At 71.4% G+C, this 24,160-nt stretch carries 22 protein-coding genes and 2 tRNA genes; 20 read left to right on the plus strand and 4 right to left on the minus strand.

The annotated features are described in order from the left end of the window. Positions 1-45 precede the first annotated feature (45 nt). Positions 46-1,116 (plus strand): hypothetical protein, encoded by a 1,071-nt coding sequence (locus ABZ453_RS01510; RefSeq protein ID WP_359010404.1) that lies wholly within the window; start codon positions 46-48, stop codon positions 1,114-1,116. 55 nt (positions 1,117-1,171) lie between these two features. Here the strand turns inward: ABZ453_RS01510 and ABZ453_RS01515 are convergent, their stop codons facing one another. Then, complete coding sequence (locus ABZ453_RS01515) at positions 1,172-2,281, minus strand: M48 family metallopeptidase (RefSeq protein ID WP_356768122.1); 1,110 nt, start codon at positions 2,279-2,281, stop codon at positions 1,172-1,174. A 91-nt stretch (positions 2,282-2,372) separates the two neighbouring features. Here ABZ453_RS01515 and ABZ453_RS01520 point away from each other — a divergent pair, with 91 nt between their 5' ends. From ABZ453_RS01520 to ABZ453_RS01550, 7 genes are all read left to right on the plus strand, one after another. Beyond that, the gene (locus ABZ453_RS01520) at positions 2,373-2,570 is read left to right on the plus strand and encodes a hypothetical protein (protein ID WP_359010592.1); all 198 of its coding nucleotides are present in this window, start codon (positions 2,373-2,375) and stop codon (positions 2,568-2,570) included. A 109-nt stretch (positions 2,571-2,679) separates the two neighbouring features. After that, positions 2,680-2,832, plus strand: a complete 153-nt coding sequence (locus ABZ453_RS01525; protein WP_359010407.1) for a hypothetical protein — start codon at positions 2,680-2,682, stop codon at positions 2,830-2,832. An 80-nt stretch (positions 2,833-2,912) separates the two neighbouring features. Then, positions 2,913-3,599 (plus strand): nicotinate-nucleotide adenylyltransferase, encoded by a 687-nt coding sequence (gene nadD, locus ABZ453_RS01530; RefSeq protein WP_359010409.1) that lies wholly within the window; start codon positions 2,913-2,915, stop codon positions 3,597-3,599. A gap of 16 nt (positions 3,600-3,615) precedes the next feature. Then, positions 3,616-5,319 carry an LCP family protein gene (locus ABZ453_RS01535; RefSeq protein WP_359010411.1) on the plus strand — a complete coding sequence of 568 codons (1,704 nt, stop codon included), beginning with the start codon at positions 3,616-3,618 and terminating at the stop codon, positions 5,317-5,319. A gap of 91 nt (positions 5,320-5,410) precedes the next feature. Then, positions 5,411-5,854 (plus strand): ribosome silencing factor, encoded by a 444-nt coding sequence (gene rsfS / locus ABZ453_RS01540; RefSeq protein WP_359010413.1) that lies wholly within the window; start codon positions 5,411-5,413, stop codon positions 5,852-5,854. Next, entirely contained in the window at positions 5,854-6,525 is a 672-nt protein-coding gene (locus ABZ453_RS01545; RefSeq protein ID WP_359010415.1) for a histidine phosphatase family protein, read from the plus strand. Before rsfS ends, ABZ453_RS01545 begins: the two co-directional genes overlap by 1 nt. A gap of 78 nt (positions 6,526-6,603) precedes the next feature. Next, positions 6,604-6,676, plus strand: a tRNA-Ala gene (locus tag ABZ453_RS01550). A gap of 28 nt (positions 6,677-6,704) precedes the next feature. Here the strand turns inward: ABZ453_RS01550 and ABZ453_RS01555 are convergent. After that, on the minus strand, positions 6,705-7,571 hold the full coding sequence (locus ABZ453_RS01555; protein WP_359010417.1) for a helix-turn-helix transcriptional regulator: 867 nt from the start codon (positions 7,569-7,571) through the stop codon (positions 6,705-6,707). Between the two features lie 239 nt (positions 7,572-7,810). Between ABZ453_RS01555 and ABZ453_RS01560 the strand changes: the two genes are divergently transcribed. The 4 genes from ABZ453_RS01560 to ABZ453_RS01575 all read left to right on the plus strand — a co-directional run bounded on the left by ABZ453_RS01560 (position 7,811) and on the right by ABZ453_RS01575 (position 9,832). After that, positions 7,811-9,175, plus strand: coding sequence for an MFS transporter (locus tag ABZ453_RS01560; protein WP_359010584.1), 1,365 nt, complete (start codon positions 7,811-7,813; stop codon positions 9,173-9,175). A 69-nt stretch (positions 9,176-9,244) separates the two neighbouring features. After that, a complete protein-coding gene (locus ABZ453_RS01565; protein WP_133041029.1) occupies positions 9,245-9,418 on the plus strand; it encodes a hypothetical protein in 174 nt (57 codons plus the stop codon). Positions 9,419-9,421: 3 nt separating this feature from the next. After that, a complete protein-coding gene (locus ABZ453_RS01570; RefSeq protein WP_003976229.1) occupies positions 9,422-9,655 on the plus strand; it encodes a hypothetical protein in 234 nt (77 codons plus the stop codon). Positions 9,656-9,759: 104 nt separating this feature from the next. Continuing rightward, positions 9,760-9,832, plus strand: a tRNA-Ala gene (locus tag ABZ453_RS01575). A 131-nt stretch (positions 9,833-9,963) separates the two neighbouring features. Here the strand turns inward: ABZ453_RS01575 and ABZ453_RS01580 are convergent. Continuing rightward, positions 9,964-11,580 (minus strand): NADH-ubiquinone oxidoreductase-F iron-sulfur binding region domain-containing protein, encoded by a 1,617-nt coding sequence (locus ABZ453_RS01580; protein WP_359010419.1) that lies wholly within the window; start codon positions 11,578-11,580, stop codon positions 9,964-9,966. After that, complete coding sequence (locus ABZ453_RS01585) at positions 11,577-12,896, minus strand: ferric reductase-like transmembrane domain-containing protein (RefSeq protein ID WP_359010421.1); 1,320 nt, start codon at positions 12,894-12,896, stop codon at positions 11,577-11,579. The genes ABZ453_RS01580 and ABZ453_RS01585 overlap by 4 nt, the downstream gene beginning before the upstream one ends. A 419-nt stretch (positions 12,897-13,315) precedes the next feature. Between ABZ453_RS01585 and leuS the strand changes: the two genes are divergently transcribed. From leuS to ABZ453_RS01625, 8 genes are all read left to right on the plus strand, one after another. Continuing rightward, the gene (leuS, locus tag ABZ453_RS01590) at positions 13,316-16,189 is read left to right on the plus strand and encodes a leucine--tRNA ligase (protein ID WP_359010423.1); all 2,874 of its coding nucleotides are present in this window, start codon (positions 13,316-13,318) and stop codon (positions 16,187-16,189) included. 173 nt (positions 16,190-16,362) lie between these two features. Next, positions 16,363-17,091 (plus strand): hypothetical protein, encoded by a 729-nt coding sequence (locus tag ABZ453_RS01595; RefSeq protein WP_359010425.1) that lies wholly within the window; start codon positions 16,363-16,365, stop codon positions 17,089-17,091. Between the two features lie 72 nt (positions 17,092-17,163). Next, on the plus strand, positions 17,164-18,009 hold the full coding sequence (locus tag ABZ453_RS01600) for a DegV family protein (RefSeq protein WP_359010427.1): 846 nt from the start codon (positions 17,164-17,166) through the stop codon (positions 18,007-18,009). A gap of 149 nt (positions 18,010-18,158) precedes the next feature. After that, the gene (locus ABZ453_RS01605) at positions 18,159-19,274 is read left to right on the plus strand and encodes a ComEA family DNA-binding protein (RefSeq protein ID WP_359010429.1); all 1,116 of its coding nucleotides are present in this window, start codon (positions 18,159-18,161) and stop codon (positions 19,272-19,274) included. Between the two features lie 61 nt (positions 19,275-19,335). Next, positions 19,336-21,948 carry a ComEC/Rec2 family competence protein gene (locus ABZ453_RS01610; RefSeq protein WP_359010431.1) on the plus strand — a complete coding sequence of 871 codons (2,613 nt, stop codon included), beginning with the start codon at positions 19,336-19,338 and terminating at the stop codon, positions 21,946-21,948. Between the two features lie 4 nt (positions 21,949-21,952). Continuing rightward, complete coding sequence (locus tag ABZ453_RS01615) at positions 21,953-22,753, plus strand: arylamine N-acetyltransferase (protein WP_359010433.1); 801 nt, start codon at positions 21,953-21,955, stop codon at positions 22,751-22,753. Between the two features lie 128 nt (positions 22,754-22,881). Continuing rightward, complete coding sequence (locus ABZ453_RS01620) at positions 22,882-23,763, plus strand: YceI family protein (RefSeq protein WP_359010435.1); 882 nt, start codon at positions 22,882-22,884, stop codon at positions 23,761-23,763. Positions 23,764-23,876: 113 nt separating this feature from the next. Then, positions 23,877-24,122, plus strand: coding sequence for a hypothetical protein (locus ABZ453_RS01625; RefSeq protein WP_356768408.1), 246 nt, complete (start codon positions 23,877-23,879; stop codon positions 24,120-24,122). The last annotated feature ends 38 nt before the right edge of the window (positions 24,123-24,160 follow it).

The raw sequence follows: 24,160 nt of genomic DNA on the forward strand, positions 1-24,160 counted from the left end.
GCACCAGGGCGTTTACCGGGGCTTCCCAAGACCTACCCTGAAGGTATGGGAGGGCCTGGAGACCCACCTGAGGGGACACCCGAGGGCGCCCCCGGGGGTGGAGAGGACGAGTACCGATCCGTCGTCTTCGACGAGTCGTTCGTCCGCGCTGCCCGCCTCCAGGAGTTCTCCGCGCAGGAGCGCATGGCCGACCACGCGCCCGCCGTACGGCGCCGCCCGCCCCTCCACCGGGGCCTGTCCCGGCAGGCCCTGATCCTGGTTCTGCTGATCGCCGTCGCCTTCGGGACGGCGATCTACATGGGTGTACGACACCCTTACCAGACGCCCGCAGACCGCCGGCCGGTCGAGCCCCTGCGGATGACGGTCATACCGCTCTCCCCGCAGGGCAAGGTGCCCGGGGCGGCCGATCCCGAGTACCTGTTCGCGCACAGCCCCGCCGCGCAGTTCCGGGTCGGCGCCGAGGGCATACCGCTGCCGCCCACGCGCCGTACCGCGCACTTCTCCGACAGCCAGGTGGTCGCCGCCCTGACCACCGCGAAGGACTACATCGTCCGCTCCTCGCTCTACCCCGAGGTGATCGGCGGCCAGGACGTCCGCTCCGTGCGCGTCATGCTCGACGGCGACCAGCTCGACCAGTTCGACCAGAGCTTCGCCCGCCCGACCGCCGACGGGCGCCATCAGCCGACCGGCTGGCTGGTCCGCTTCGACCAGACCCGCGCCGAGCTCGCCGACCCCAGGATCCGCGTCGAGGGCAGCCTGCAGGCCGCCGAGACCGACTCCGCCACCCTCGAGGTGACCGCCGACCACACCTTCGTCTATGCGCTGAAGCCGACCGGCTCCGCCGCGAAGGCCCCGGCGTCCCTGTTCACCGTCCGGCGCGAGCTGCACTTCCGCTTCGACCGCGACGACCTGCGGCTGCACCAGGCCCAGCTGACCGTCTCCTACGTCCAGGCCGGGCCGCTGTCCTGCGCCGAGGACTCCACCAACCACCTCCACCCGCTGCTGGCCGGCCAGACGGCGAAGTCGGGCGGTCCGGCCGGCACCGACCCGTACGCGACGGGCGGCACGACGGCCCTGTGCGGCACGCTCGCGACGAGCGCACAGCCCAGGGTCTGAGCGAGATGTGAACGGCCGACGGGGAGTCTCCGCCCCGTCGGCCCCTCCGGTCCGGTCAGTCCTCGGTGCGCGGCGGAGTGTCCGTCGGCGGCTCGTCCTGCGGCCGGTCCTCGCCCGCTGCCGGGCTCGTGAAGCCGTCGAAGCCGCGCCGCACGCGGCCGCCCAGGCCCCCCGCCCCGCCGGCGATGTCGCTGACCAGCTTCATCAGCGGGTCCTTGGAGCTCTTCACATTGCTGGCGTAGCTCGCCGCCGACTCACGGAAGGAGTCGGAGACCGAGGTGTCCTTGTCCTCGTCGCGGCGCGGGTAGTGGCCGTCCATGATCCGCTGGTAGTCCCGGGTCTCGGACCACTTCTTCAGCTCGGCCGCCCGGATGGTGGTGAACGGGTGGGAGCGCGGCAGCAGGTTCAGGATCTTCAGCACCGAGTCGCGCAGATCGCCGCCCGCCTCGTACTCGTCGGCCTGCTTCAGGAACGCGTCCACGTTCATCTCGTGCAGGTGGTTGCCGCCCGCGATCTTCATCAGACCGCGCATCGAGGCCTTCAGGTCCTGCCCCACCAGCAGCCCCGCCCGGTCGGCGGACAGCTCCGACTTGCGGAACCACTCCCGCAGCGCCGTCACGATCGCCATGATCGCCAGCGTGCCCAGCGGGATCCAGGCGACCCGGATCGCCAGGTTGGTCAGGAACAGCAGGATCGTGCGGTACACCGCGTGCCCGGACAGCGCGTGGCCCACCTCGTGGCCGATGACCGCCCGCATCTCCTCCTCGTCCAGCAGCTCCACGAGCCCGGTGGTGACGACGATGATCGGCTCGTCCAGGCCGATGCACATGGCGTTGGGCTGCGGGTCCTGGTTGACGTACATCGGCGGGACCTTCTCCAGGTCCAGGATGTAACAGGCGTCCCGCAGCATGTCGTTGAGGTGGGCGAACTGCTGGTCGGACACGCGCACCGAGTCGGACAGGAACAGCAGCCTCAGACTGCGCTCGGGCAGCAGCCCGCTGAGCGCCTTGAAGACCGTGTCGAAGCCGCTCAGCTTGCGCAGCGCCACCAGCGCGCTGCGGTCCGCCGGGTGCTCGTACGCACGGGAGGAGATCCCCGGGAAGCGCCGGCGCTGCCTGCTCGGTACGTGCTCGTGTCCGTTGTGCTCGTGGCCGTCGTCGGACATGTCTTCCCCCACATGCGTGTAGTGGCCCTTTGCGGACCCTTGTGCGGCCCTTTGCGCCCCCGAAGCAAGGCCCAGCCTAGGCGGAGTTACCGTGGACGGGCACTACACCGAAGGAGAGTCCCGCACCATGGAGCACATCCCAGCAGCCGCCTGGCTCGCCGCGGCCGCCAGCGCCCCCCAGCACCAGGGATCGGGGTATCTGCTCCGGGTCGTACTGGTGGTGATGATCCTGGGCTGCGCGTTCACCGGGTGGTTCCTGCTGCGGGGCTACAAGCGGAAAGACGACTGAGGACCGTCCGGAGTTCCCCGACGGAGGAGTCGGTGTGATCGCCGCCACGGCCCCCGCTTACGATGGGCCGACATCTTTATCCCCGCCTACCGGATAGGTCCCGCCGAAGATGAGCCTCCACAGCACCGCCGCGCACCTGGCCACCCTCGCCGAAGAGGGCGGCAACCACGACAGCCTCAACCCGGCGATCACCGGCGGCGGCGCACTCGTCGTCCTGCTGCTCCTGCTGTGGATCACCACTCGCTTCAACCGCGACCGCTGAAGCCGTCGTCCCCCCGAAGCGGGGCATCCCGGGCATCCGCCGAACGAGGCGCTCAGGTCGGGCCGGTAGGGTCTGCACGCATGGGAGAGCAGGACATGCCTACCGGTCCGGCGAAGGACACGTCGAGCGGCACCGAGACCCGTCGGCCGAGCGGACCGGTCATCGGACCGTCGAACCCCGGCAAGCGCCGCCTCGGTGTCATGGGCGGAACGTTCGACCCGATCCACCACGGGCACCTCGTGGCGGCCAGTGAGGTCGCCGCGCAGTTCCACCTGGACGAGGTGGTGTTCGTCCCGACCGGTCAGCCCTGGCAGAAGACCCACCGCACGGTCTCCCCGGCCGAGGACCGCTATCTGATGACGGTCATCGCCACCGCCGAGAACCCGCAGTTCTCGGTCAGCCGCATCGACATCGACCGCGGCGGCCCGACCTACACCGTGGACACCCTGCGCGACCTGCGGGCCCTCAACCCCGACACCGACCTCTTCTTCATCACCGGCGCCGACGCCCTCGGCCAGATCCTCACCTGGCGCGACTCCGAGGAGCTGTTCTCCCTCGCGCACTTCATCGGCTGCACCCGCCCCGGCCATCCCCTGACCGACCACGGCCTCCCGGAGGGCGGCGTCTCGCTGGTGGAGGTTCCCGCGCTGGCCATCTCCTCCACGGACTGCCGTGCGAGAGTCGCCAAGGGCGACCCCATCTGGTACATGGTGCCGGACGGCGTCGTGCGCTACATCGACAAGCGCGAGCTGTACCGCGGCGAGTGAACCGAGAGGGGCACCGGTGAACGACCGATACGACGCGGGCTACGGCGGCGACCAGGACAACCAGTACGAGCTCGTGGGCTACGACGAGTACGGCCGGCCCGTGTACCGGCAGGTCGCCCCGCAGCAGGCGCCCCAGCAGCCCTACGACCCGTACGCGCAGCAACAGGGCTACGGCTACGACCCGTACGCCACCGGCCCACAGCAGCAGCCCCCGGCCTACGACCCCTACGGCACCGGCCGGCAGCCGTACGCCCCGCCCTACGACCCGTACGGCGCCGGTACGGCCCAACCGGCCGAGCCCGCCGCCCCGTACGACCCCTACGGGCAGAGCGCGAGCAGCGGCCGGCAGCCGCGGGTCGCCGAGCAGACCGCCCACATCCCGCAGCAGGCCGGCCCGGCGGAACACGAACGGGACGACACCGAGGCCCCCGCCGAACGGGACTACCGCACCGAGCAGTTCGCCTTCGTCGAGCAGCCCGACGGTGACTCCGAGGACGTCATCGACTGGCTGAACTTCACCGAGAACCGCACCGAGCGCCGCGAGGAGGCCAAGCGCCGCGCCCGCAGCCGCCTCGTCGCCCTCGTGGTGGCCCTGGCCCTGGTCGCGGTCGGCGGCGTCGGCTACCTCTGGTACGCCGGGAAGCTGCCCGGGCTGTCCAAGTCCGGCGCCAAGAAGGGCACGGCGACGGCCGCGGGCGCCCAGAACCGTGACGTGATCGTCGTCCACCTGCACAACACCGCGAAGGGCGGCACCTCCACGGCGCTGCTCGTCGACAACACCACCACCAAGCAGGGCACCACCGTGCTGCTGCCCAACTCCCTCTCCCTGACGGACGACACGGGCAACGCGACCACACTCGCCAAGTCCGTCGAGGACGACGGCTCCTCCGGCACCCGCGACGCCCTCGACACGGTCCTGGGCACCAACATCGAGGGCACCTGGCGGCTGGACACGCCCTATCTGCAGAACCTGGTCGACCTCGTCGGCGACATCGACATCGACACCGACGCGGACGTTCCCGACCCGAGCGCCAAGAAGAAGGGCAGCGCACCCCTCGTCCACCGCGGCAAGGACCAGACCCTCAGCGGCAGGATGGCCGTCGCCTACGCCACCTACCGCGCCTCCGGGGAGGCCGAGAACGCCCAGCTGGAGCGGTTCGGGCAGGTCATGCAGGGCGTGCTGCGCAAGATGTCCTCCGACCCCTCGGGCGCCACGACGACCGTCCAGACCCTCGCGCAGATCCTCGACCCGTCGCTGACCGACAAGGACCTGGGCACCTTCCTCGCCAAGCTCGCCGACCTCGCCAAGGAGGGCGACTACAAGACCGCCCTGCTGCCCGTGCAGAACGACGGCACGCTCAGTGCCCAGGCGAGCGCCGGCGTGGTCAAGGACGTCCTCGGCGGCACCGCCAAGAGCCCCGACCAGGGCTCCGCCGTCCGGGTCTCCGTGCAGAACGCCAGCGGCGTGAAGGACAACACCGAGAAGACCCGCGTGACGCTCGTCAACGGCGGCTTCACCTTCATCGACGGCGGCACCTCCGCCAGTGCCTCGGCCACGTCCAAGGTCGTCTACTCCGACACCGCCGACAAGGACAACGCCACCGAGGTCGCCAAGACCCTGGGGCTGCCCACCAGCTCCGTGAGCAAGGGCCGAACCGGCGCGAACGCCGACGTCTCGGTGGTCCTCGGCAAGGACTACAAGCCGTCGTCGGCCTCCTAGGGCGCCCCACGTGATCCCTTAATCACGTGGGGTGCGCCCCGCGGTCCGTGAGACCCTTGGTGTCAAGTGACCGCCGACCGAAAGCCACGTAGTGACCGCCACCGACCGCTCCATCGAACTCATCCACACGGCCGCCCAGGCGGCCGCCGACAAGCTCGCGCACGATGTCATCGCCTACGACGTCAGCGACGTCCTGTCGATCACGGACGCCTTCCTGCTGGCATCCGCGCCCAACGACCGCCAGGTCAAGTCGATCGTCGACGAGATCGAGGAGCGGCTGCAGAAGGAACTCGGCGCCAAGCCGGTGCGCCGCGAGGGCGACCGCGAGGCCCGCTGGGTACTGCTCGACTACGTCGACATCGTCGTCCACGTCCAGCACAGCGAGGAGCGTGTCTTCTACGCCCTGGAGCGGCTGTGGAAGGACTGCCCCGAGCTGGAGCTGCCCGCCGACGCCAAGGCCACCCGCGGCAAGGGCCAGGAGCACGCCAAGCTGCAGGCTGCCGAGGAGGCGGCCGACCTCGGCGGTGAGTGGTGATGAGCGCCACCGGTGAGGTGTCCGTCGGCCGCCCCGGGCGGGGCCGCCGCGTCATCCTGTGGCGGCACGGCCAGACCTCGTGGAACGTGGAGCGCCGCTTCCAGGGCACCACGGACGTGCCGCTGACCGAGTCCGGGCTGGCCCAGGCCCGCCGGGCCGCCCGGCTGCTCGTCGCCCTCGAGCCGGACGCCATCGTCGCCTCCGACCTCCAGCGCGCGGCCCACACGGCGGCCGAGCTCGCCGCGCTCACCGGCCTGGAGGTCACCCACGACGAGGGCCTGCGCGAGACCTACGCGGGCGTCTGGCAGGGGCTGACGCACGAGGAGATCATCGAGCGGTACGGCGAGCAGTACGCCGCGTGGAAGCGCGGTGAGCCGGTCCGCCGGGGCGGCGGCGAGCTGGAGACCGAGGTGGCCGACCGGGCCGCCCCCGTGGTGCTCCGGCACGCCGAGAAGCTCCCCGACGACGGCACGCTGGTCGTGGTCAGCCACGGCGGGACGATCCGCACCACCATCGGGCGCCTGCTCGGTCTGGAGTCCCACCACTGGGAGAGCCTCGGCGGTCTCTCCAACTGCAGCTGGTCGGTCCTGGGCGAGGGCGCCCGCGGCTGGCGGTTGCTCGAGCACAACGCCGGCACCCTGCCGGAACCGGTGCTCGGTGACGACGACTGAGCGGATTTCACTTTCCGGCAGGTCGCAGGCTAAAGTTCTTCTTGTTCGCCCCGCCGAGCGGGGCGAACGAGGGAACACGGGGCTATAGCTCAGTTGGTAGAGCGCCTGCATGGCATGCAGGAGGTCAGGAGTTCAATTCTCCTTAGCTCCACAAGCTCCACACCGGGATCCCGCCTCCATCAGGAGGCGGGATTTCTCGTTGGCCACACCCGCTCGCTGCGCTCCCGGAGCAGCGCCACCTTCGCCCGTGCCGCCTCGTCCTCGGGCGTGTAGACGACGATGCGGCACTCCGGCATCCCGTCGATCTGCAGCGACTGCGAGGCCATCCGCAGTTCGCCCACCGCCTCATGACGGAACGTCTTCACCCGCGGCCCCGGAGGTGTCACCTCGCCGCTCGCCCACAGCCGGGCGAAGTAGGGGCTGGCCTCCGACAGTCCGCTGATGAACCCCTCCCAGGCCGGCTCGCCCACATGGCGGCCGTACCAGGACCGCAGCGTCGCCACCATCAGCGGCAACTCCCGGTCGCGGTACACCACCGGGCAGACCTCCTCCGGCAGCGTGAACAGCGTCCACAGCACGTTCGGTACGCCGATCCGGACCGTTTCCGGCACCAGGAACAGGGCGCGGTAGGCGGCGTTGGTGGCCAGGACGTCGTACCGCGAGCTGTAGACCACCGCCATGAGCGGGTCGAGGGCGTCGATGATGCCCTGCACCTCCGGCCCGACGGACCGCGTCAGCCGCTCCGGGACCGGTTCGAAGGGCACCTCCGCCAGCCGGTACAGATGCTCCCGCTCCGGCGGGTCCAGCCGCAGTGTGCGCGCCACCGCGTCCAGGACCTGCGCGGAGGCGTTGATCGGGCGGCCCTGCTCCAGCCAGGTGTACCAGGTCACGCCGACGCCGGAGAGCTGGGCGACCTCCTCGCGGCGCAGGCCCGGTGTTCGGCGTCTGAACCCCGGGGGCATGCCGACGTCCGCCGGAGTCACCCGGGCCCGCCTCGTGCGCAGGAAGGCGGCCAGCTCCGGCCGCTTGCGATGTGTCGTCGTCATCGTCACGTCCCCCGTCACGTCCCCGTCGTACACCCATCCTCAATGCCGGGCTTGTCCGCTGCCAGGTGCTGTCAGTACCAGCATCGGCGGGCTCTCGGCACCCGTACCGAGACGTCGTCAGGCTCGACGGCATGACGACGACCACGCCCGGGACGGGGCCGGGTTCCGTCCCGGCTCCACGCCCCGCACCCAGTAAAGCCCCCGCCACTGACAACCGGTCCCGGCAGCTGCTCGCGCTGGTGCTCGCGGCCCAGTTCATGGCCCTGCTCGACGTGTTCATCGTGAACGTCGCGGCACCCACCATCGGCACCGAACTGCACGCCTCCGGCTCCGACTTGCAGCTGGTCGTCGCCGGATACGCCATCACGTACTCGGTGCTGCTGATCACCGGCGCCCGCCTCGGCGACCGGATGGGACACGGCCGGGTCCATCTCGCCGGGCTCGCCCTGTTCACCGCCGCCTCGCTGGCCTGCGGACTGGCCCGGGGGGCGACCGAACTCATCGTGTTCCGGCTGGTGCAGGGCGCCGGATCGGCCGTGATGATCCCGCAGGTGCTCAGTCTGATCCAGCGCACCTTCACCGGCGAGGCCCGGGCCCGGGCGCTCGGCGCGTACTCGGCCGTCATCGCCGTCGGCGCCGCCGCCGGGCAGGTCGTCGGCGGACTCCTGGTCAGCGCCGACCTGTTCGGCACGAGCTGGCGGCCGGTGTTCCTGGTGAACGTGCCCGTGGGCCTCGTCCTGCTGGCCGTCGGAAGCCGGGTCCTGCCGGCCAGGGACTCGGCCGCACCGGAGCGGGCGCGCGGACTCGACCTGCCCGGTCTGCTGCTGCTCGGCGCGGCCGTGTCGCTGTTCACGGTGCCGCTGGTGCTCGGCCAGGAGCAGGACTGGCCGCTGTGGTCCTGGCTGTCCCTGGCCTGCGCGGCGGTCCTCTTCGCGCTGTTCAGCCGTTACGAGTCCGGGCTGGCCCGGCGCGGCGGCGCCCCGCTCATCGCCCCACGGGTGCTGCGGCAGCCCGGCATGGGCCTGGCGGTGTTCCGCATCCTGGCGGTCATGGCCGTCAACGGCGGTTTCCTGTTCGTGCTCACCCTGCACGTCCAGGGCGGCCTCGGATACAGCGCCCTGCGCGCGGGCCTGGGCTTCGCGCCGACGGCGGTCGTCTTCGGGGTCGTGGGACTGACCTGGCGCTCCTGGCCCGCGTCCTGGCAGCGGCTGCTGACGCCGGCCGGTTTCGTGCTGACCGCCCTGTCCGTGATCGGCGTGGGGCTGCTGCTGAAGGGCGGCGACGACGGCGGGGCCGCGCTGTACGTGGCGTACGCCGGTGTCGGCGTGGGCATCGCGCTCGGCTTCAGCCCGACCCTGACCCGCGCGCTGGCCACGGTCCGGCCGGAGGACGCGGCGGACGCCAGCGGCCTGCTCGCCACGGTCGCACAGCTGGGACAGCTGACCGGAGTCGCCGCGTTCGGCACACTGTTCCTGAACCGGCTTGAGTCACTTGGGGCCCCGGGGGCGTATACCTCTGCGGAGGCGCTTCTGGCGTGCGTGTTCGCGCTGGCCGGTACGGCCGCGGTGGGTGCCGTGTCCGGACTGGTACTGAGGCGTCGCTGACCGTATCGGTCCGGCCGTGGCAGAATCAAACGGCCGGAAGGGGGCGCGGCCCGACGGGAGGGAGCAGTGATGCCTGCGAGCATCCTCGAGGAGGACGGCCACCTCCTCGAAGCGGCGTCGACACGGGACACGGTCACCCGCCTGAGCTGCCCTTCCTGTGGTTCCGCCCACGTCGCGCAGGTTCTCGGCGACAACGGCGGGATCTCCTACGTGTGCACGGCCTGCGGCCACAGCTGGAGCTGATCGATGGGTGCACACAGGCGGAAGTGCGACTGGTGCGGCAGTGGTACGCCCATCGTCCGCGACATGGAACCGGTCAATCCCGACTACCAGTACTGGTGCGAGGAATGCGCGCGGGCGCTGATCATAAAGGGCGACCCGATCGAGACCTACCGCGAGCTTGAGGGCGAGCCGATCTACGGCCGTCTTCTGGAGGAGCACTGCACGCTCAAGCGGTTCTACTCGTTCGTGACGGCCTGACCCCGTCCCGCGCGCGGGCCTCGGGCAAACGATTTGGTGTTCCACCCGGTCGACCGTGTAATGTTGGCGTCGCCGCCGGGGAAACCGGGCGGAACACACCACAAGGGGCTATAGCTCAGTTGGTAGAGCGCCTGCATGGCATGCAGGAGGTCAGGAGTTCAATTCTCCTTAGCTCCACAGCAGATCCCGCCGGATCATCACGATCCGGCGGGATCTTTTCTGCGTTCAGGGGGAGTTGGCTTCCGGGGGAGCCGGCGCAAACGGAAGGGCCGCCCGGCTCGGGCGGCCCTTCCGTTTGCGCGTGCGGCTCAGCGGCCCAGGGCGCGCCGTCCACGGCCCTGGGAGAGGACCGGCAGGTTGCGGGCGGGGGTGCGGTCGCGGGGCGACTCCTCCTCGATGCGCAGGGCGAGCGCCGGGCAGCGGCGCACCGCGCGCACCGCCTTGGCCTCCGCGTAGCGCGGCACCTGCGCCTGGGCGACGGTCGGGAAGCCGTCGGCGCCCAGCTCGAAGACCTCCGGGAGGATGTCCGCGCACAGCCCGTGGCCCCGGCACAGCGTCCAGTCGACGTAGATCTTCTGGCGGCTGGCACCGTTGTCGTCAGGGGCCTCCGCGCCGCCCGGGATGCCCGTCGGCATCTTGCCGCCCTCGAAGAGCGGCAGAACGCCCTCCACGGGCCGTCCGCAGCCGTTTCCGAGGACATGGGCGGCCAGGTCGTCGGTGAACGCCTTGATGGTCGACTCCAGGAACATCGCGGAGCCGTCCGGGTGTGAGCACGCACCGCGCCGCTTGACGTTCTTGGCGACCTGCTTGAGGGCCTCCAGAGCGGCCGGACCGCCGCCGTTGATGATGTCCTCCATGCCGCGCGCGGCGGCCGGCAGACCGAGGTAGCAGGGACCGCACTGGCCCGCGCTCTCCTCGGCCAGCCACTGCGCCACCCGCAGCGACTCACCGAGCGGGCAGGTGTCCTGACTGATCGGCAGGATCGCGCCGGCGCCCAGCGCACCGCCCACCGCGTCCAGGGAGTTGCGGGAGATGACCGCCTCGTTGACGGTCGCCGCGTCGATCCACTTGCCGTGGTAGCCGCCGGTCAGCACACCCTGCGGGACCGGCGGGGCGCCGGCCAGCTGCAGCACGTAGCGCAGCGGCACGCCCGTGGGGACCTCGATCACCATGGGGCGGGCGACCGCGCCGGAGACGGTGAGCATGACGGTGCCCGGCTCGTCGTACAGGCCGGTGTTGCCGTAGCGCTCGGGGCCGATGCGTGCGGCGATCGCCAGCTGGGCGAAGGTCTCGGCGTTCGACAGCAGCGTGGGCGCGCCGCCGACGCCGTTCTGTGAGGCGCTGACCTTGCGGCCGGGCGGGATCGCCGGGCCGCCGTCGATCGACCGGATCAGCGACGCGGCCGCGCCGGTGACCATGCGGACCGGGTTGCGCTGGACGAACGCCTTGAGGGCCGAGCGGCGGCTGTTGCTCAGGCCGCGTTCGGCGAGGGCGGCCTCCATGGAGCGCTGGGTGGACTCCCGGGTGACGCCGATCACGAGCGTGCGGGCACCCAGGGCCTCGGCGCACAGCAGCGCGCCGTCCAGGATGAGGTGCGGGGCACGGTTGATGAGCACCGTGTCCTTGCGGCAGGCCGGCTCGTCCTCGCTGCCGTTGACGACCACGACGGGCCGCACACCGCGCTTGATCGCCGCTTCGGCGACCGAGCGCAGCTTCTTGTGGAAGGGGAAGCCCGCGCCGCCGCGGCCCTTCAGACTGATGTTCTCGGCGAGCTTGGCGAGTGCCTCGCCGCCGAGGGGGTCGAGCGGCCCGTGCACCTTGAGGTGCATGGGCAGATCGAGTCTTTCGACAAGGTCGAAGCCCGACGTGAGCTGCGGAAGACCGACCACGCGGACTTCTGGAACGTCGGGCAGGGCCTCGTTCACCTATAGCCTCCGGAAGGCGTGTTCCAAGGTTCGCCCGAACCCGATGCGTCGAACGACTCACCGGGAGGTTGATTGGCGGGACCGCTGTTGTACGTGTCGTTCGGGTTGTACGTCCCGTAGACGTTGTTTGTCTCACCGGTGTCGTACACATCACTGTTCCGGTACGCCGCGGTGCCCGAATTGCCATAGGCCGGGATGTTGTATCCGGTGTCCTGCATCGGGTCGTACGCCGACGGGGGCGCCTCGCCGACCGGCGGCGGCGTGGGGACCGGCCAGGTGCCCGAGGTGCTGCCGCCGTTGTCCACGCGCGGGATGCCCCCCGTGCCCTGCATGTCCATGGGCAGGTCCATGCGGGCCGTCTGGTCGGCTGCGTAGGGCTGCTGGGCGCGCTGCTGGGGCGTGACGGCGCGGTAGGCGGCCGCGAAGCCGCCGGTGGAGTCCGGGGTCATGGTGCGCGAGGAGCCGGTGTCGTAGAAGCCGGCGGTGGCGGGGGAGGGCCCCGTGTCCATGGGTGCCTGGCGCGGCGCGCGGGCCTCGTAGCCCGGCAGCGCGGAGGGGGCCTCGGCCACGCGCGCGCGGCTGGACTCGAGATCGTCCCGGACGGACATCGGCTCGTTGCCGAGCATCATGGCGAGCCGGTCGGCGACCTTGCGCTTGAACGGGCGCGGGGCCGCGCGCAGGGCGAGGGCCGCGATGATCCCGACCAGGCACAGCTCGTACGAGATCATGAAGAAGGGCTTCGCCGGGCGGCCCGCGAACAGGCCGTGGATCACCGCGAAGCACAGGGCGGGGTAGGCCAGCATGTGCATGGCACGCCAGCGGGCCGCGACCGGCGCCGGGGAGGCGAACTGGTTGCGCAGGGCGCCGGTGACACCGACGAAGATCATCAGGTAGGCGGCCAGCGAGCCCATGCCGATGAGCGTGGCGCTGCCGGGGTTCGCGCCGCCGCCGCTGAACACCATGCCGAAGGGGATCAGGGCCGCGATCCAGCCGGCGTGGTCCAGTGCGATCTTGACGCCGATGTGGACGACCAGGAAGGCGATGGACGCGACGGCGGTCACCCGGTGGATGCCCTGCGCCACGATCCGCTGGCGGATGTTGAGGATGAGCCGGTCCTGGGCCACCAGGCCCCAGATGCACGAGCAGGTGAGGAGGACGAGCGACAGCACGCCCGCACCGAAGTTCAAAAACTGCTGCAGCCAGTCGCCGCCGGCCAGCACGACTATGGGTATGAGCAGCAGGACGACAGCCGTCGCCACCCCATAGGCCGACCGGCCGGGCTTGGGGAGCGAGCTGTTACTACGACGAGGGTTCATGGGGGCAACTCCGAGCAGTTTCGGGAAAGCGGTCCCGCTGCCGAACTCTAAGTGGCGCCATACCGATCGGTACGAGGTTTGAGTTATTGCGCTGTTACCTAAGGACAACGCAGTCGTTGCGATGTCCGGATGTCGGGTGTTACGCGAAGTAACTTTGACCGTGATTCAGTTGTGGCACCGGGCGTGCGCCCGGTGCCAAGGACCCATACGGAAGCGCGTCGCATCGTGCTCAAGCGCTGCGGTACCCTAACGCCATGCGTGCCGTACGCCTTCTGCTTAGCGGGCCGCGCTGATCAGTCCCGACCACCGGGCGGACCGGATGGTCGGAATCGGCGCGGCGTCCCCTCCTGTGCGAGGGGATTTTTCGTTTTCGGCAACGAGCAGCCGCTGGCAGAGACGACCGATGGAGCTTGAGGATCATGAGCGAGACGAACCCCGCTGCCACCGCCGAGGTGGTCGCGCCGCACCGCTACACGGCGGCGACGGCGGCCGAGATCGAGGCACGCTGGCAGGACTTCTGGGACGCCGAGGGCACGTACGCGGCGCCGAACCCCAAGGGTGACCTGGCCGGCGACCCGGAGGTCGTCGCCCGCCCCAAGAAGTACATCATGGACATGTTCCCGTACCCCTCCGGTGCGGGCCTGCACGTCGGCCACCCCCTGGGCTACATCGCCACCGACGTCTTCGCGCGCTTCCAGCGCATGACGGGCCACAACGTCCTGCACACCCTGGGCTTCGACGCCTTCGGCCTGCCCGCCGAGCAGTACGCGGTGCAGACCGGCACGCACCCGCGTGTCTCCACCGAGGCCAACATCGAGAACATGAAGGTGCAGCTGCGCCGGCTGGGCCTGGGCCACGACAAGCGCCGGTCGTTCGCCACGATCGACCCGGAGTACTACAAGTGGACCCAGTGGATCTTCCTGCAGATCTTCAACTCCTGGTACGACGACGAGGCGGACCGGGCCCGTCCGATCTCCGAGCTGATCGCCCAGTTCGAGACCGGTGAGCGCGTCGTACCGGGCCACACGCGCGCGTGGCACGAGCTGAGCGCCACGGAGCGCGCCGACGTCCTGGGCGAGTTCCGGCTGGCCTACGCCTCCGACGCGCCGGTCAACTGGTGCCCGGGCCTGGGCACCGTGCTGGCCAACGAGGAGGTCACCGCCGACGGCCGCTCCGAGCGCGGCAACTTCCCCGTCTTCAAGGCCAAGCTGCGCCAGTGGAACATGCGCATCACCGCCTACGCCGACCGGCTGCTGCGGGACCTGGAGGCGCTGGACTGGCCCGAGGCGATCAAGCTGCAGCAGCGCAACTGGATCGGCCGCTCCGAGGGCGCCCGCGTCGACTTCCCGATCGACGGCGAACGCATCACGGTCTTCACCACCCGCCCGGACACCCTGTTCGGCGCGTCCTACATGGTGCTGGCCCCGGAGCACCCGCTGGTCGAGAAGTTCACCCCGGCCGCCTGGCCGGAGGGCACCCACGAGGTGTGGACCGGCGGTCACGCAACGCCCGCCGAGGCCGTCGCCGCCTATCGCGCGCAGGCCGCCTCCAAGTCCGACGTGGAGCGGCAGGCCGAGGCCAAGGACAAGACCGGTGTCTTCATCGGTGCCTACGCGACCAACCCGGTCAACGGCGAGCAGGTCCCGGTGTTCATCGCCGACTACGTGCTGATGGGCTACGGCACCGGCGCGATCATGGCCGTCCCGGCGGGCGACCAGCGCGACTTCGAGTTCGCGCGCGCCTTCGAGCTGCCGATCGTCTGCATCGTCGAACCGACCGACGGACGCGGCACCGACACCTCGACGTGGGAGGACGCCTTCGCGTCGTACGAGGCGAAGATCATCAACTCCTCGAACGACGACATCTCCCTGGACGGCCTGCCCGTCGCCGAGGCCAAGGCGCGCATCACCGAGTGGCTGGAGCGCAAGGGCATCGGCGAGGGAACGGTCAACTTCCGGCTGCGGGACTGGCTGTTCAGCCGGCAGCGCTACTGGGGCGAGCCCTTCCCGATCGTCTACGACGAGGACGGCGTCGCGCACGCCCTGCCCGAGTCGATGCTGCCGCTGGAGCTGCCCGAGGTCGAGGACTACAGCCCGCGCACCTTCGACCCGGACGACGCCGACACCCAGCCCGAGACCCCGCTGTCGCGGAACGAGGAGTGGGTCGACGTCACCCTGGACCTGGGCGACGGTCCGAAGAAGTACCGCCGTGAGACCAACACCATGCCCAACTGGGCCGGCTCCTGCTGGTACGAACTGCGCTACCTGGACCCGCACAACGCCGAGCAGCTGGTCGACCCGGAGATCGAGCGGTACTGGATGGGCCCGCGCGCGGGCATGCCGCACGGCGGTGTCGACCTGTACGTCGGCGGCGCCGAGCACGCGGTGCTGCACCTGCTGTACGCCCGCTTCTGGTCCAAGGTGCTGTACGACCTGGGGCACGTCTCCTCCGCGGAGCCGTTCCACAAGCTGTTCAACCAGGGCATGATCCAGGCCTACGTCTACCGCGATGGCCGGGGCATCGCCGTACCGGCCGCCGAGGTGGAGGAGCGCGACGGCGCCTACTACTACCAGGGCGAGAAGGTCTCCCGGCTGCTGGGCAAGATGGGCAAGTCCCTGAAGAACGCGGTCACTCCGGACGAGATCTGCGCCGAGTACGGCGCCGACACCCTGCGCCTGTACGAGATGGCGATGGGCCCGCTGGACGTCTCCCGGCCGTGGGACACGCGCGCGGTGGTCGGCCAGTTCCGGCTGCTGCAGCGGCTGTGGCGCAACATCGTCGACGAGGCGAGCGGTGAGGTCACCGTTTCCGACGCCGAGCCCGACGAGGACACGCTGCGCGCCCTGCACAAGGCGATCGACGGAGTGCGCCAGGACCTGGAGGGCCTGCGCTTCAACACCGCCATCGCCAAGGTCACGGAGCTGAACAACCACCTGACCAAGGCGGGCGGCACCGTGCCGCGCTCGGTCGCCGAGCCGCTGGTGCTGCTGATCGCGCCGCTGGCCCCGCACATCGCCGAGGAACTGTGGCGCAAGCTGGGCCACACCGACTCGGTCGTCCACCAGGACTTCCCGGTCGCCGACCCGCGCTACGTGGTCGACGAGGCCGTGACCTGCGTCGTGCAGATCAGGGGCAAGGTCAAGGCCCGCCTGGAGGTGCCGCCGTCCATCTCCGCGGAGGAGCTGGAAAAGGTGGCGCTGGCCGACGAGAAGGTCGTCGCGGCACTGGAGGGCGCCGGGATCCGCAAGGTCATCGTGCGTGAGCCGAAGCTGGTGAACATCGTTCCCGCGTAGCCGTCGGCAGGTGACGCGGGCGCTACGTCCGCCGTCTCCGGGTAGTCCCCTACGGGCAGGATCCGGGTCTTCCAAGGGCAGGTTCGGGGTTCTTCCGGAACTCCGAACCTGCCCGCCTCGTTTACCGTGGAAGAGCCGCGCGACATGTCGCGACAGCCCGGAGGAGGAGCACAGTGGAAGCAGTGATCGCAGTGTTCGCCCTGCTCTTCGTCCTCTTCCTGGTGCTCGGCGCCTACGCCACCGTCAAGGTGATCGGCGCCGCCAAGCGCGGCGTGGACCGCACCATCGACCAGGCCCGGCGCACCGTCGAGGACCACACCCTGCGTGCCAAGAGCTTCGTGCAACAGGGGCCGGCGGCCGAGGTCGCCGCGCTGCGCCTGAAACTGCGCACCTCGATGCGCGCCACCCAGGACGCGCTGCACGCGGGCGCCCGGGACGACCAGTCCCTGAAGGAGTCCCTGGACCTCTTCCGGCGACTGAGCGTGCACGGGCACGAACTGGACGGCGAGCTCAAGCGCCTCGAGGGCGAGCCCGACCGCGCGACACTCGCCCAGCGGCTGCCCGACCTGCGCGCCCGCACCGAGCGCATCACCCAGTCCGCCGACTCCCTGCGCTGGGCGGCCCGGGACCGGGCCCACCGGTTCGCCGCGGACGACCTGGACACGCTGAGCGCCCAGATCGACGTGGAGGCGGGCGCCCTGCGGCACTGGACGAAGGAGGAGCCGTCCGCCGCCCCGCCGCCGTGGCCGGACGCCCCGGCCGCCGACAACGCGACGGCGCAGCAGACCTGGCCGGAGACACCGCGCCGGGCCGAGGGGGCGACGCGGGCCGCCATCACCCCTCCGGGACAGCGCCCGAGCTACCCCTGGCAGAAGAAACCCCGTCCCGAGAGCACTACTTGATCCGGTCAAGGGCAGACCAGGTGACAGGGGCCGGGCTGCCGTACGGGCACTACGCCAGGTAACCTCCAGCTCATGTCCCGCCATGTCGCGATCGTCACCGATTCAACGGCCTACCTGCCGCCGCGGACGATGGAGCGTCACGGCATCACCGCGGTCCCCCTGACCGTGGTCCTCGGTGGCCAGGCGCTGGACGAGGGCACCGAGATCTCGACCCGTTCGCTGGCCCAGGCACTGCAGAAGCGGCGCCCCGTCACCACCTCGCGGCCCAGCCCCCAGCTCTTCGCCGAGACCTACCGCAAGGTCGCCGAGACCGGCGCCACCGGCATCGTCTCCCTCCACCTCTCCGCCGAACTGTCGGGCACCTACGACGCGGCGGTCCTCGCGGCGCGTGAGGCACCGGTGCCGGTGCGGGTGGTGGACACCGGGACGGTCGCGATGGCGCTCGGGTTCTGCGCGCTCGCCGCCGCGCAGGCGGCCGAGGCGGGCGGCACGGTGGACGAGGCCGTCACGGCCGCGGAGAAGCGGGCCTCGGGCACCTCTGCCTACTTCTACGTCGACACCCTCGACTATCTGCGCCGGGGCGGTCGGATCGGCGCGGCGCAGGCGCTGCTGGGTTCGGCGCTCGCCGTGAAACCACTGCTCCAACTGGACGGCGGGAGAATCGAACTCCTCGAGAAGGTCCGGACCGCGTCCAGGGCGATCGCCCGCCTGGAGGAGATCGCGGCCGACCGGGCCGGCAGCGCGCCGGTCGACATCGCCGTCCACCATCTCGCCGCCCCCGACCGGGCCTCGGCGCTGGCGGACCGGCTGCGGGCGAGGGTGCCCGGCATGGCGGACCTGCATGTGAGCGAGGTCGGGGCGGTGATCGGGGCGCACACCGGGCCCGGACTGCTGGGGGTCGTGGTCTCGCCGCGGTGACGGCGACTTTGCGCGGATACCTGTGGGGTCGGATCACCCGTGGGGTGGGATCACCCGTGCGGGTGGCGGAGTTGTCCACAACCGGTGGGTAATCCCCGGGAATTGAGCAAGATCATCGCAGTGGTGGCGAGGTGCGTGATCCTCGCCGCATGGCACTTCGATCACGTTCACGCACAGCGACCGTCTCCAGCGGCCCCGGACGCGGCCCCGCCACGGACGGCCGGATTCGCCATCGCCGCGCACCGGCTGGGAGCCGGGGACGGGCCCGGCAGCGGCACGAGTCGGCGGAGGAGCTCCGGCGGCGGACGGAGGTGCTGTTTCCCGAACGGCCGGAGGGATGGCGGGGGTTGGGGCCGCCGGGGCCGCCCGAGGAGAACGGCGGTGACCTGCCTCAGGAGGGGCGGGACTGCCCTCAAGAGGAGGGGCGGGGCTTTCCACCGGCGGGAGATGCGGCCGAACAGACCGATGTCCGGCGGCCGGTGGAGACCTGGCGGGCGCGCGTCGGGCCCGCGCTGCGGGAGCGGATGCCGGTGTGGTTGCAGACGCGGTGCGGGCTGGAGCGGCGGAGCGTGGTCGCGCTCGGGGTGCTGCTCGTGGTCGCCGCCGTGTTCGCCGTGCAGCACTTCTGGAGCGGCCGGCCGCAGTCCGTGCGGGCGCCGGAGGTGGTGCGGGCGGCGGTGCCGCTCGGTGAAGGGAAGGGCGGGGAGGGCGAGTTCGGGCAGGGGAGGCTCGGCGGCGGGAAGACTGACGGGGAGTCGGGTGCGGGTGGCTCCGCCGGTGTGACGCGGGCCGGGGGTACGGCCGGGGCCGGCGGCGGCGCCGAGATCGTCGTCGATGTCAGCGGCAGGGTCCGCAGGCCCGGGATCCAACGGCTGCCGGCCGGTTCACGGGTTGTCGACGCCCTGCGCGCGGCCGGTGGCGTGCGGCCCGGCACGAACACGGACGGACTCAACCAAGCCCGTTTCCTCGTCGACGGTGAACAGGTGGTCGTGGGCGGGCCGGCCGCTCCGGCGCCCGGTCCGGCGGGTGTTGCCGGTGCGGCCGGCGGTGGTCCGGCTGGGACGGCCTCAGGGGCGCCCGTCGCCCTCAACACGGCGACCGTGGACCAGCTCGACACCCTGCCGGGCGTGGGCCCTGTCCTGGCCCAGCACATCATCGACTACCGCACACAGCACGGCGGCTTCCGCTCGGTGGACGAGCTGCGCGAGGTGAACGGCATCGGCGACCGCCGCTTCGCCGACCTGCGGCATCTGGTACGGCCATGAGCCGCGGCCTTGCCTTCCACGACAGCAGCGCAGTCCCGGGACGCCGGCCTGGAGCGGCGCCATGAGCCGCGACCCCGTTCCCCCCGGGAACGGCACGGATCTCCGTGACGGCAACCGGGCCGACACCCGCGCAGCCGTCCACGCCGCCTCCGGAGCCCGCCTGGGAGCGGCCCACCCCCGGCAGGAAGGACCGACGGACCTGCGCCTCGTCCCACCCGCGCTCGCGACCTGGGCGACGGCGGCGCTGACACTGGACGCGCCGCCGGGGTGGGTCACGGGCATCGCGGTGTTCTGTCTTGGCGCGGCGGGGCTGCTGCTGTTGGCGGGGAGATGGGTGGCGGGCGGCCGTACTGGGAGGGGTGCATGGCCGCGGACCTCTCTCGCCGCCCTGCTGCTCTGCGTCGCCGCGGCCGCCGTGTCCGCCGGGTTGCACGGTGCCGACGTGCGCCGTGGGCCCGTGCCGGAGTTGGCGCGGCGATACGCCACCGTGACGGCCGAGGTCGAGGTGACCTCCGACCCGCGGGTCACCCGGCCCAGAGTGAGAGGGGATCACGCGGCCCCTGCCTCCGTGCTGGTCGAGGGAGAGGTGCGCCGGGTCGAGGAGGCGGACGGCACGGTCGTGGCGACGCGGGCGCCCGTGCTGATGATCGTGAACGTCGCGTCGCGAGGAGCGGAGGCCGGCAGGGCGGAAGCCGACGGGGAGGCAGCCGGCAGGGCACCTTCCGTCGAGGGTCCGCCCCGGTCGCCCTGGCTCGAATTGCTGCCCTCCACGCGGGTGCGGGTCGTGGCACGGGTCGTGCCCGCTCTGGTCGGTGGGGACCGGGTCGCCGAGGTGTTGCGGGTGCGGGGGAAGGGCGTGCCGGAGGTGGTCGGCGGACCGACGGCGGCACAGCGGTTCGCCGGGCGGTTGCGGGGCGGGCTGCGGGAGGCGACCGACGGATTGCCGGAGGACGCCCGGGCCCTGCTGCCGGGGCTGGTCGTCGGCGACACCTCGCGGATCGGCCCGGACCTGGACGAGGCCTTCGAGGAGACGGACCTGGCGCACACCCTCGCGGTGTCCGGAAGCAACCTCACGATCATCCTGGCCCTGCTCATCGGGCCACCCGGCATGGCCCAGTTGGTGGAGCGCCGAGGGCTCGCGCCCAGGCTCGGCATTCCGCTGCGCGCGACCGCGGTGCTCGGCGGCGCGCTCACCCTCGGGTTCGTCGTCGTGTGCCGACCGGACCCGAGCGTGCTGCGCGCCGCCGCCTGTGGAGCCGTCGTCCTGCTGGCCCTGGCGACCGGGCGCCGCAGATCGCTGATCCCGGCGCTGGCGACGGCCGTCCTGCTGCTGGTGCTCTACGACCCCTGGCTGTCGCGCAGTTACGGCTTCCTGCTCTCCGTGCTGGCCACCGGCGCGCTGCTCATCCTCGCCCCGCGCTGGAGCGAGGCGCTGGGACGGCACCGGGTTCCGCCGAGGCTGGCCGAGGGGCTGGCCGCGGCAGCCGCGGCGCAGGCCCTGTGCGCGCCGGTCGTCGCCGTGCTGTCGGCGCGGGTGAGCCTGGTGGCGGTGCCCTGCAACCTGCTCGTCGAGGTCGCCGTGGCCCCGGCGACCGTGCTGGGCTTCGCCGCGCTGGCGACGGCGCCGGTGGCGATGCAGGCGGCCAGGGCGCTGGCGTGGTGCGCGAGTTGGCCCGCCGGGTGGATCGCGGGTGTCGCCCGCACCGGGGCTGCTTTGCCCGGCGGGGGAGTGGACTGGCCCGGCAGCTGGGGCGGGGCACTGTTGCTGGCCCTGGTCACGATGGTCGTCGTACTGGTCGGGCGGCTGCTGCTGCGGCACCCGTGGCTGTGCGCGGCGTGCGGGCTTGTGCTGCTGCTCGTCGTCGTGCAGCCACCGCCGCTGACCCGGGTGATCACGGGGTGGCCGCCGCCGGGGTGGCGGTTCGCGATGTGCGATGTGGGCCAGGGCGATGCGACGGTGCTGTCGGCGGGGGACGGCGCTGGTGTGGTCGTGGACGCCGGGCCCGATCCCAAGCTGGTCGACCACTGTCTGCGCACGCTCGGGATCACCCGCGTCCCGCTCGTCGTGCTCACCCACTTCCATGCCGATCATGTGGCGGGACTGCCGGGAGTGCTGCGAGGGCGTTCGGTGGGGGCGATCGAGACGACCGGGTTCCAGGAGCCCGCGGACCAGGTCGAGTTCGTCAGCAGGGAGGCGGCGGCGCGGCACATCCCGCTCACCCGCGCCGTCGCCGGGGAGGTACGGCGCACCGGGTCGCTGTCCTGGCAGGTGCTGTGGCCCCCGCCGGCCCCGGCGCCGGACCCGGACGGGCCGAACGACGCCAGCGTCGCCATGCTGGTCCACTCGGCGGGGCTGCGGCTCCTGCTGCTCGGGGACCTCGAACCGCCGGCCCAGCAGGCCCTGCTGAGGTCACCGCAGGGTGCCCTGCTGGGCGGGGTGGACGTGCTCAAGGTCGCCCATCACGGCTCGGCGTACCAGGATCCGGAGCTGATACGCAGGGTGGCCCCGCGGATCGCGCTGATCAGCTGCGGGGAGGACAACCCGTACGGACATCCGGCTCCCAGCACGGTCGCGGCGTTGCGGGCCGAGGGTGCCGTGGTGCTGCGGACCGACCGGGACGGGGCACTCGCCGTCACGGACCTCGGCGGACGGCCGGCGGTGGCGCGAGACTGAGGGCATGCATATCGCACAGGTCGATGCCTATCTCCGCCGCCTGGGGATCGAGCCCCCGGCTTGGCCCACCGCGCCCACCGCCGACGTACTGCGCGACCTGCACCTGCGGCACCTGCGGCAGGTGCCGTTCGAGAACCTGTCCGTGCATCTGGGAGAGGAGATCGTGCTGGAGGAGAAGCGACTGCTGGACAAGGTGGTGGGAGCGCGGCGGGGAGGGTTCTGCTACGAACTCAACGGGGCGTTCGGGGCGTTGCTGGCCGAGCTGGGGTTCGGGGTCACGCTGCTCGCCGCGCGGGTGCACGGGGGTGAGGGGCGGCTGGGGATCCCGTACGACCATCTCGCGCTGCGGGTGCGGGCGGTGGACGGGAGCGAGTGGCTGGCGGACGTCGGCTTCGGGGCACACAGTCTGCATCCGCTGGCCTTCGGGGAGCGGGGTGAGCAGCAGGACCCCGCGGGCGTGTTCCAGATCGTCGAGGCGGGGCCGGACCTGGATGTCGTGATGAACGGCGCTCCCCAGTACCGCCTGGAGCTGCGGCCCCGGGAGCTCGGTGACTTCGTGGCCGGTGCTTGGTGGCACTCCACCTCGCCGGCCTCCCACTTCGTGCGGTCGCTGGTGTGCTCGCGGGTGACCGAGGACGGCGGGCGGATCACGCTCAGCGGACGCACCTTCAAGGTGACGAGCGCCGACGGGGCGCGTGAGCAGGGTGAGTTGGACACGGACGAGGAGGTGCTGGCGGTCTACCGGGAGGAGTTCGGGATCGACCTTGACCGTGTGCCGACTGTGCGGAAATCACAACAGGGGTGATGGATCGGGTCGACATCGGACCAGGCGTTGCTACTCGTGCGTAGACAGTCCGTGTTGCCTCGAAAGCCTCATCGGTGATCGAATGTCTCTTCGGCAACATTGGTGTCGAGCGCACAGGGGTGGCGTGGATGTTCGGCCGCTGGCTGGGAAACCGAACGAGTCGGGTGCAACGGACGAGTCCCCTGGCGGCGGTGCAGACTCCGCCGAGCGCGGGGGTGCTGAGCTGCAGGGTGCTGGATCCGGTCAACGAGCCGGTACGGCATGCGGAGTTCGCGGTCAGCGACGCCATGGGGCGCAAGGTGGTGGGGGGCGAGACGGATCCGTTCGGATCGTTCGTGACCACGGTGCCCGCAGGGGAGTACCGGCTCGCGGTGTCGGCCGAGGGGTACACGCCGTACCGGGCGAGCGCGACCGTCGGGGAGAACACGCTCGCCTCCCTGGGGGACGTGACGCTGCAGATCGCGCAGCCCGCGGAGCTGCCGGCGCCCGGCGACTGGGACATCGAGCAGACGCACTCCTCGATCGGGTTCACGGCGCGGCACATCGGGCTGGCGCGGATCCACGGGCGGTTCAACTCCTTCGCGGGTGCCGTGCGGATCGGGGACCCGGTGGAGCGGTCGGCGATGCATGTGGTGATCGACGCGGCGTCCATCGACACGAACGTGCGGATGCGGGACGACCATCTGCGCTCGGCCGACTTCCTGGACGTGGCGCGCTTTCCGACGCTGGAGTTCTACAGCGAGCGGTTCGTGCACAAGGGCGGGAACCGATGGGCGGTGACGGGGGCGCTGTCGTTGCACGGGGTGACGCGGACGGTGACGCTCGACACGGAGTACCTGGGGCTGGGCAACGGCATGGAGGGCGAGGTGCGGGCGGCCTGCCGGGCCCGGACCGAACTGCATCGCGACGACTTCACGGTGAGCTGGCAGACGATGCTGGCGCGGGGCATCGCGGTGGTGGGGCCGAGTATCCGGGTCGATCTGGATGTGCAGATCGTTCGGAAGGGCTGACAGAGACTGACGGGGGCTGACAGAGGCCTACGGGGGCTGACGGGGCAACGGGGCCCGTGCGGGTTCATGGGGCTGGGTACGGAGAGGCGGCTCGCTGCGCGGAGAATGGGGCCGTGAGTGATGTGAGACATGTGCTGGTGCTGCCCGACCGTGACGCGGCGCAGGAGGCGGCGGAGGCGCTGGGGGAGCGGTTCGGGGTCGTCGAGGAGCCGCGGCTCGTCCGGGACGCCCTGGCGGGTGAGGACGACGCGGAGGACGCGCAGTGGCTGGTCGTCCTGCGGGACGAGGACGGGCGGCTGGATCCCGGGGAGCTGGACGCGTTCGCGGGGGAGTGGGACGGCTGGCGCGAGGAGCCGTGACCTGACGCTCCGCTGGGAGCGCCGAGGGGCTTCTGGTT

Source organism: Streptomyces sp. NPDC005799 (assembly GCF_040630525.1).
GTDB lineage: Bacteria > Actinomycetota > Actinomycetes > Streptomycetales > Streptomycetaceae > Streptomyces > Streptomyces griseorubiginosus_B.

Coding starts and splice junctions, on each gene's coding strand:
- ABZ453_RS01605 (WP_359010429.1), top strand. CDS start 18,159: ATGGCACTTCGATCACGTTCACGCACAGCGACCGTCTCCAGCGGCCCC.
- ABZ453_RS01555 (WP_359010417.1), bottom strand. CDS start 7,571: ATGACGACGACACATCGCAAGCGGCCGGAGCTGGCCGCCTTCCTGCGC.
- nadD (WP_359010409.1), top strand. CDS start 2,913: ATGGGAGAGCAGGACATGCCTACCGGTCCGGCGAAGGACACGTCGAGC.
- ABZ453_RS01525 (WP_359010407.1), top strand. CDS start 2,680: ATGAGCCTCCACAGCACCGCCGCGCACCTGGCCACCCTCGCCGAAGAG.
- ABZ453_RS01545 (WP_359010415.1), top strand. CDS start 5,854: ATGAGCGCCACCGGTGAGGTGTCCGTCGGCCGCCCCGGGCGGGGCCGC.
- ABZ453_RS01610 (WP_359010431.1), top strand. CDS start 19,336: ATGAGCCGCGACCCCGTTCCCCCCGGGAACGGCACGGATCTCCGTGAC.
- leuS (WP_359010423.1), top strand. CDS start 13,316: ATGAGCGAGACGAACCCCGCTGCCACCGCCGAGGTGGTCGCGCCGCAC.
- ABZ453_RS01565 (WP_133041029.1), top strand. CDS start 9,245: ATGCCTGCGAGCATCCTCGAGGAGGACGGCCACCTCCTCGAAGCGGCG.
- ABZ453_RS01570 (WP_003976229.1), top strand. CDS start 9,422: ATGGGTGCACACAGGCGGAAGTGCGACTGGTGCGGCAGTGGTACGCCC.
- ABZ453_RS01600 (WP_359010427.1), top strand. CDS start 17,164: ATGTCCCGCCATGTCGCGATCGTCACCGATTCAACGGCCTACCTGCCG.
- ABZ453_RS01620 (WP_359010435.1), top strand. CDS start 22,882: ATGTTCGGCCGCTGGCTGGGAAACCGAACGAGTCGGGTGCAACGGACG.
- ABZ453_RS01510 (WP_359010404.1), top strand. CDS start 46: ATGGGAGGGCCTGGAGACCCACCTGAGGGGACACCCGAGGGCGCCCCC.
- ABZ453_RS01585 (WP_359010421.1), bottom strand. CDS start 12,896: ATGAACCCTCGTCGTAGTAACAGCTCGCTCCCCAAGCCCGGCCGGTCG.
- ABZ453_RS01515 (WP_356768122.1), bottom strand. CDS start 2,281: ATGTCCGACGACGGCCACGAGCACAACGGACACGAGCACGTACCGAGC.
- ABZ453_RS01615 (WP_359010433.1), top strand. CDS start 21,953: ATGCATATCGCACAGGTCGATGCCTATCTCCGCCGCCTGGGGATCGAG.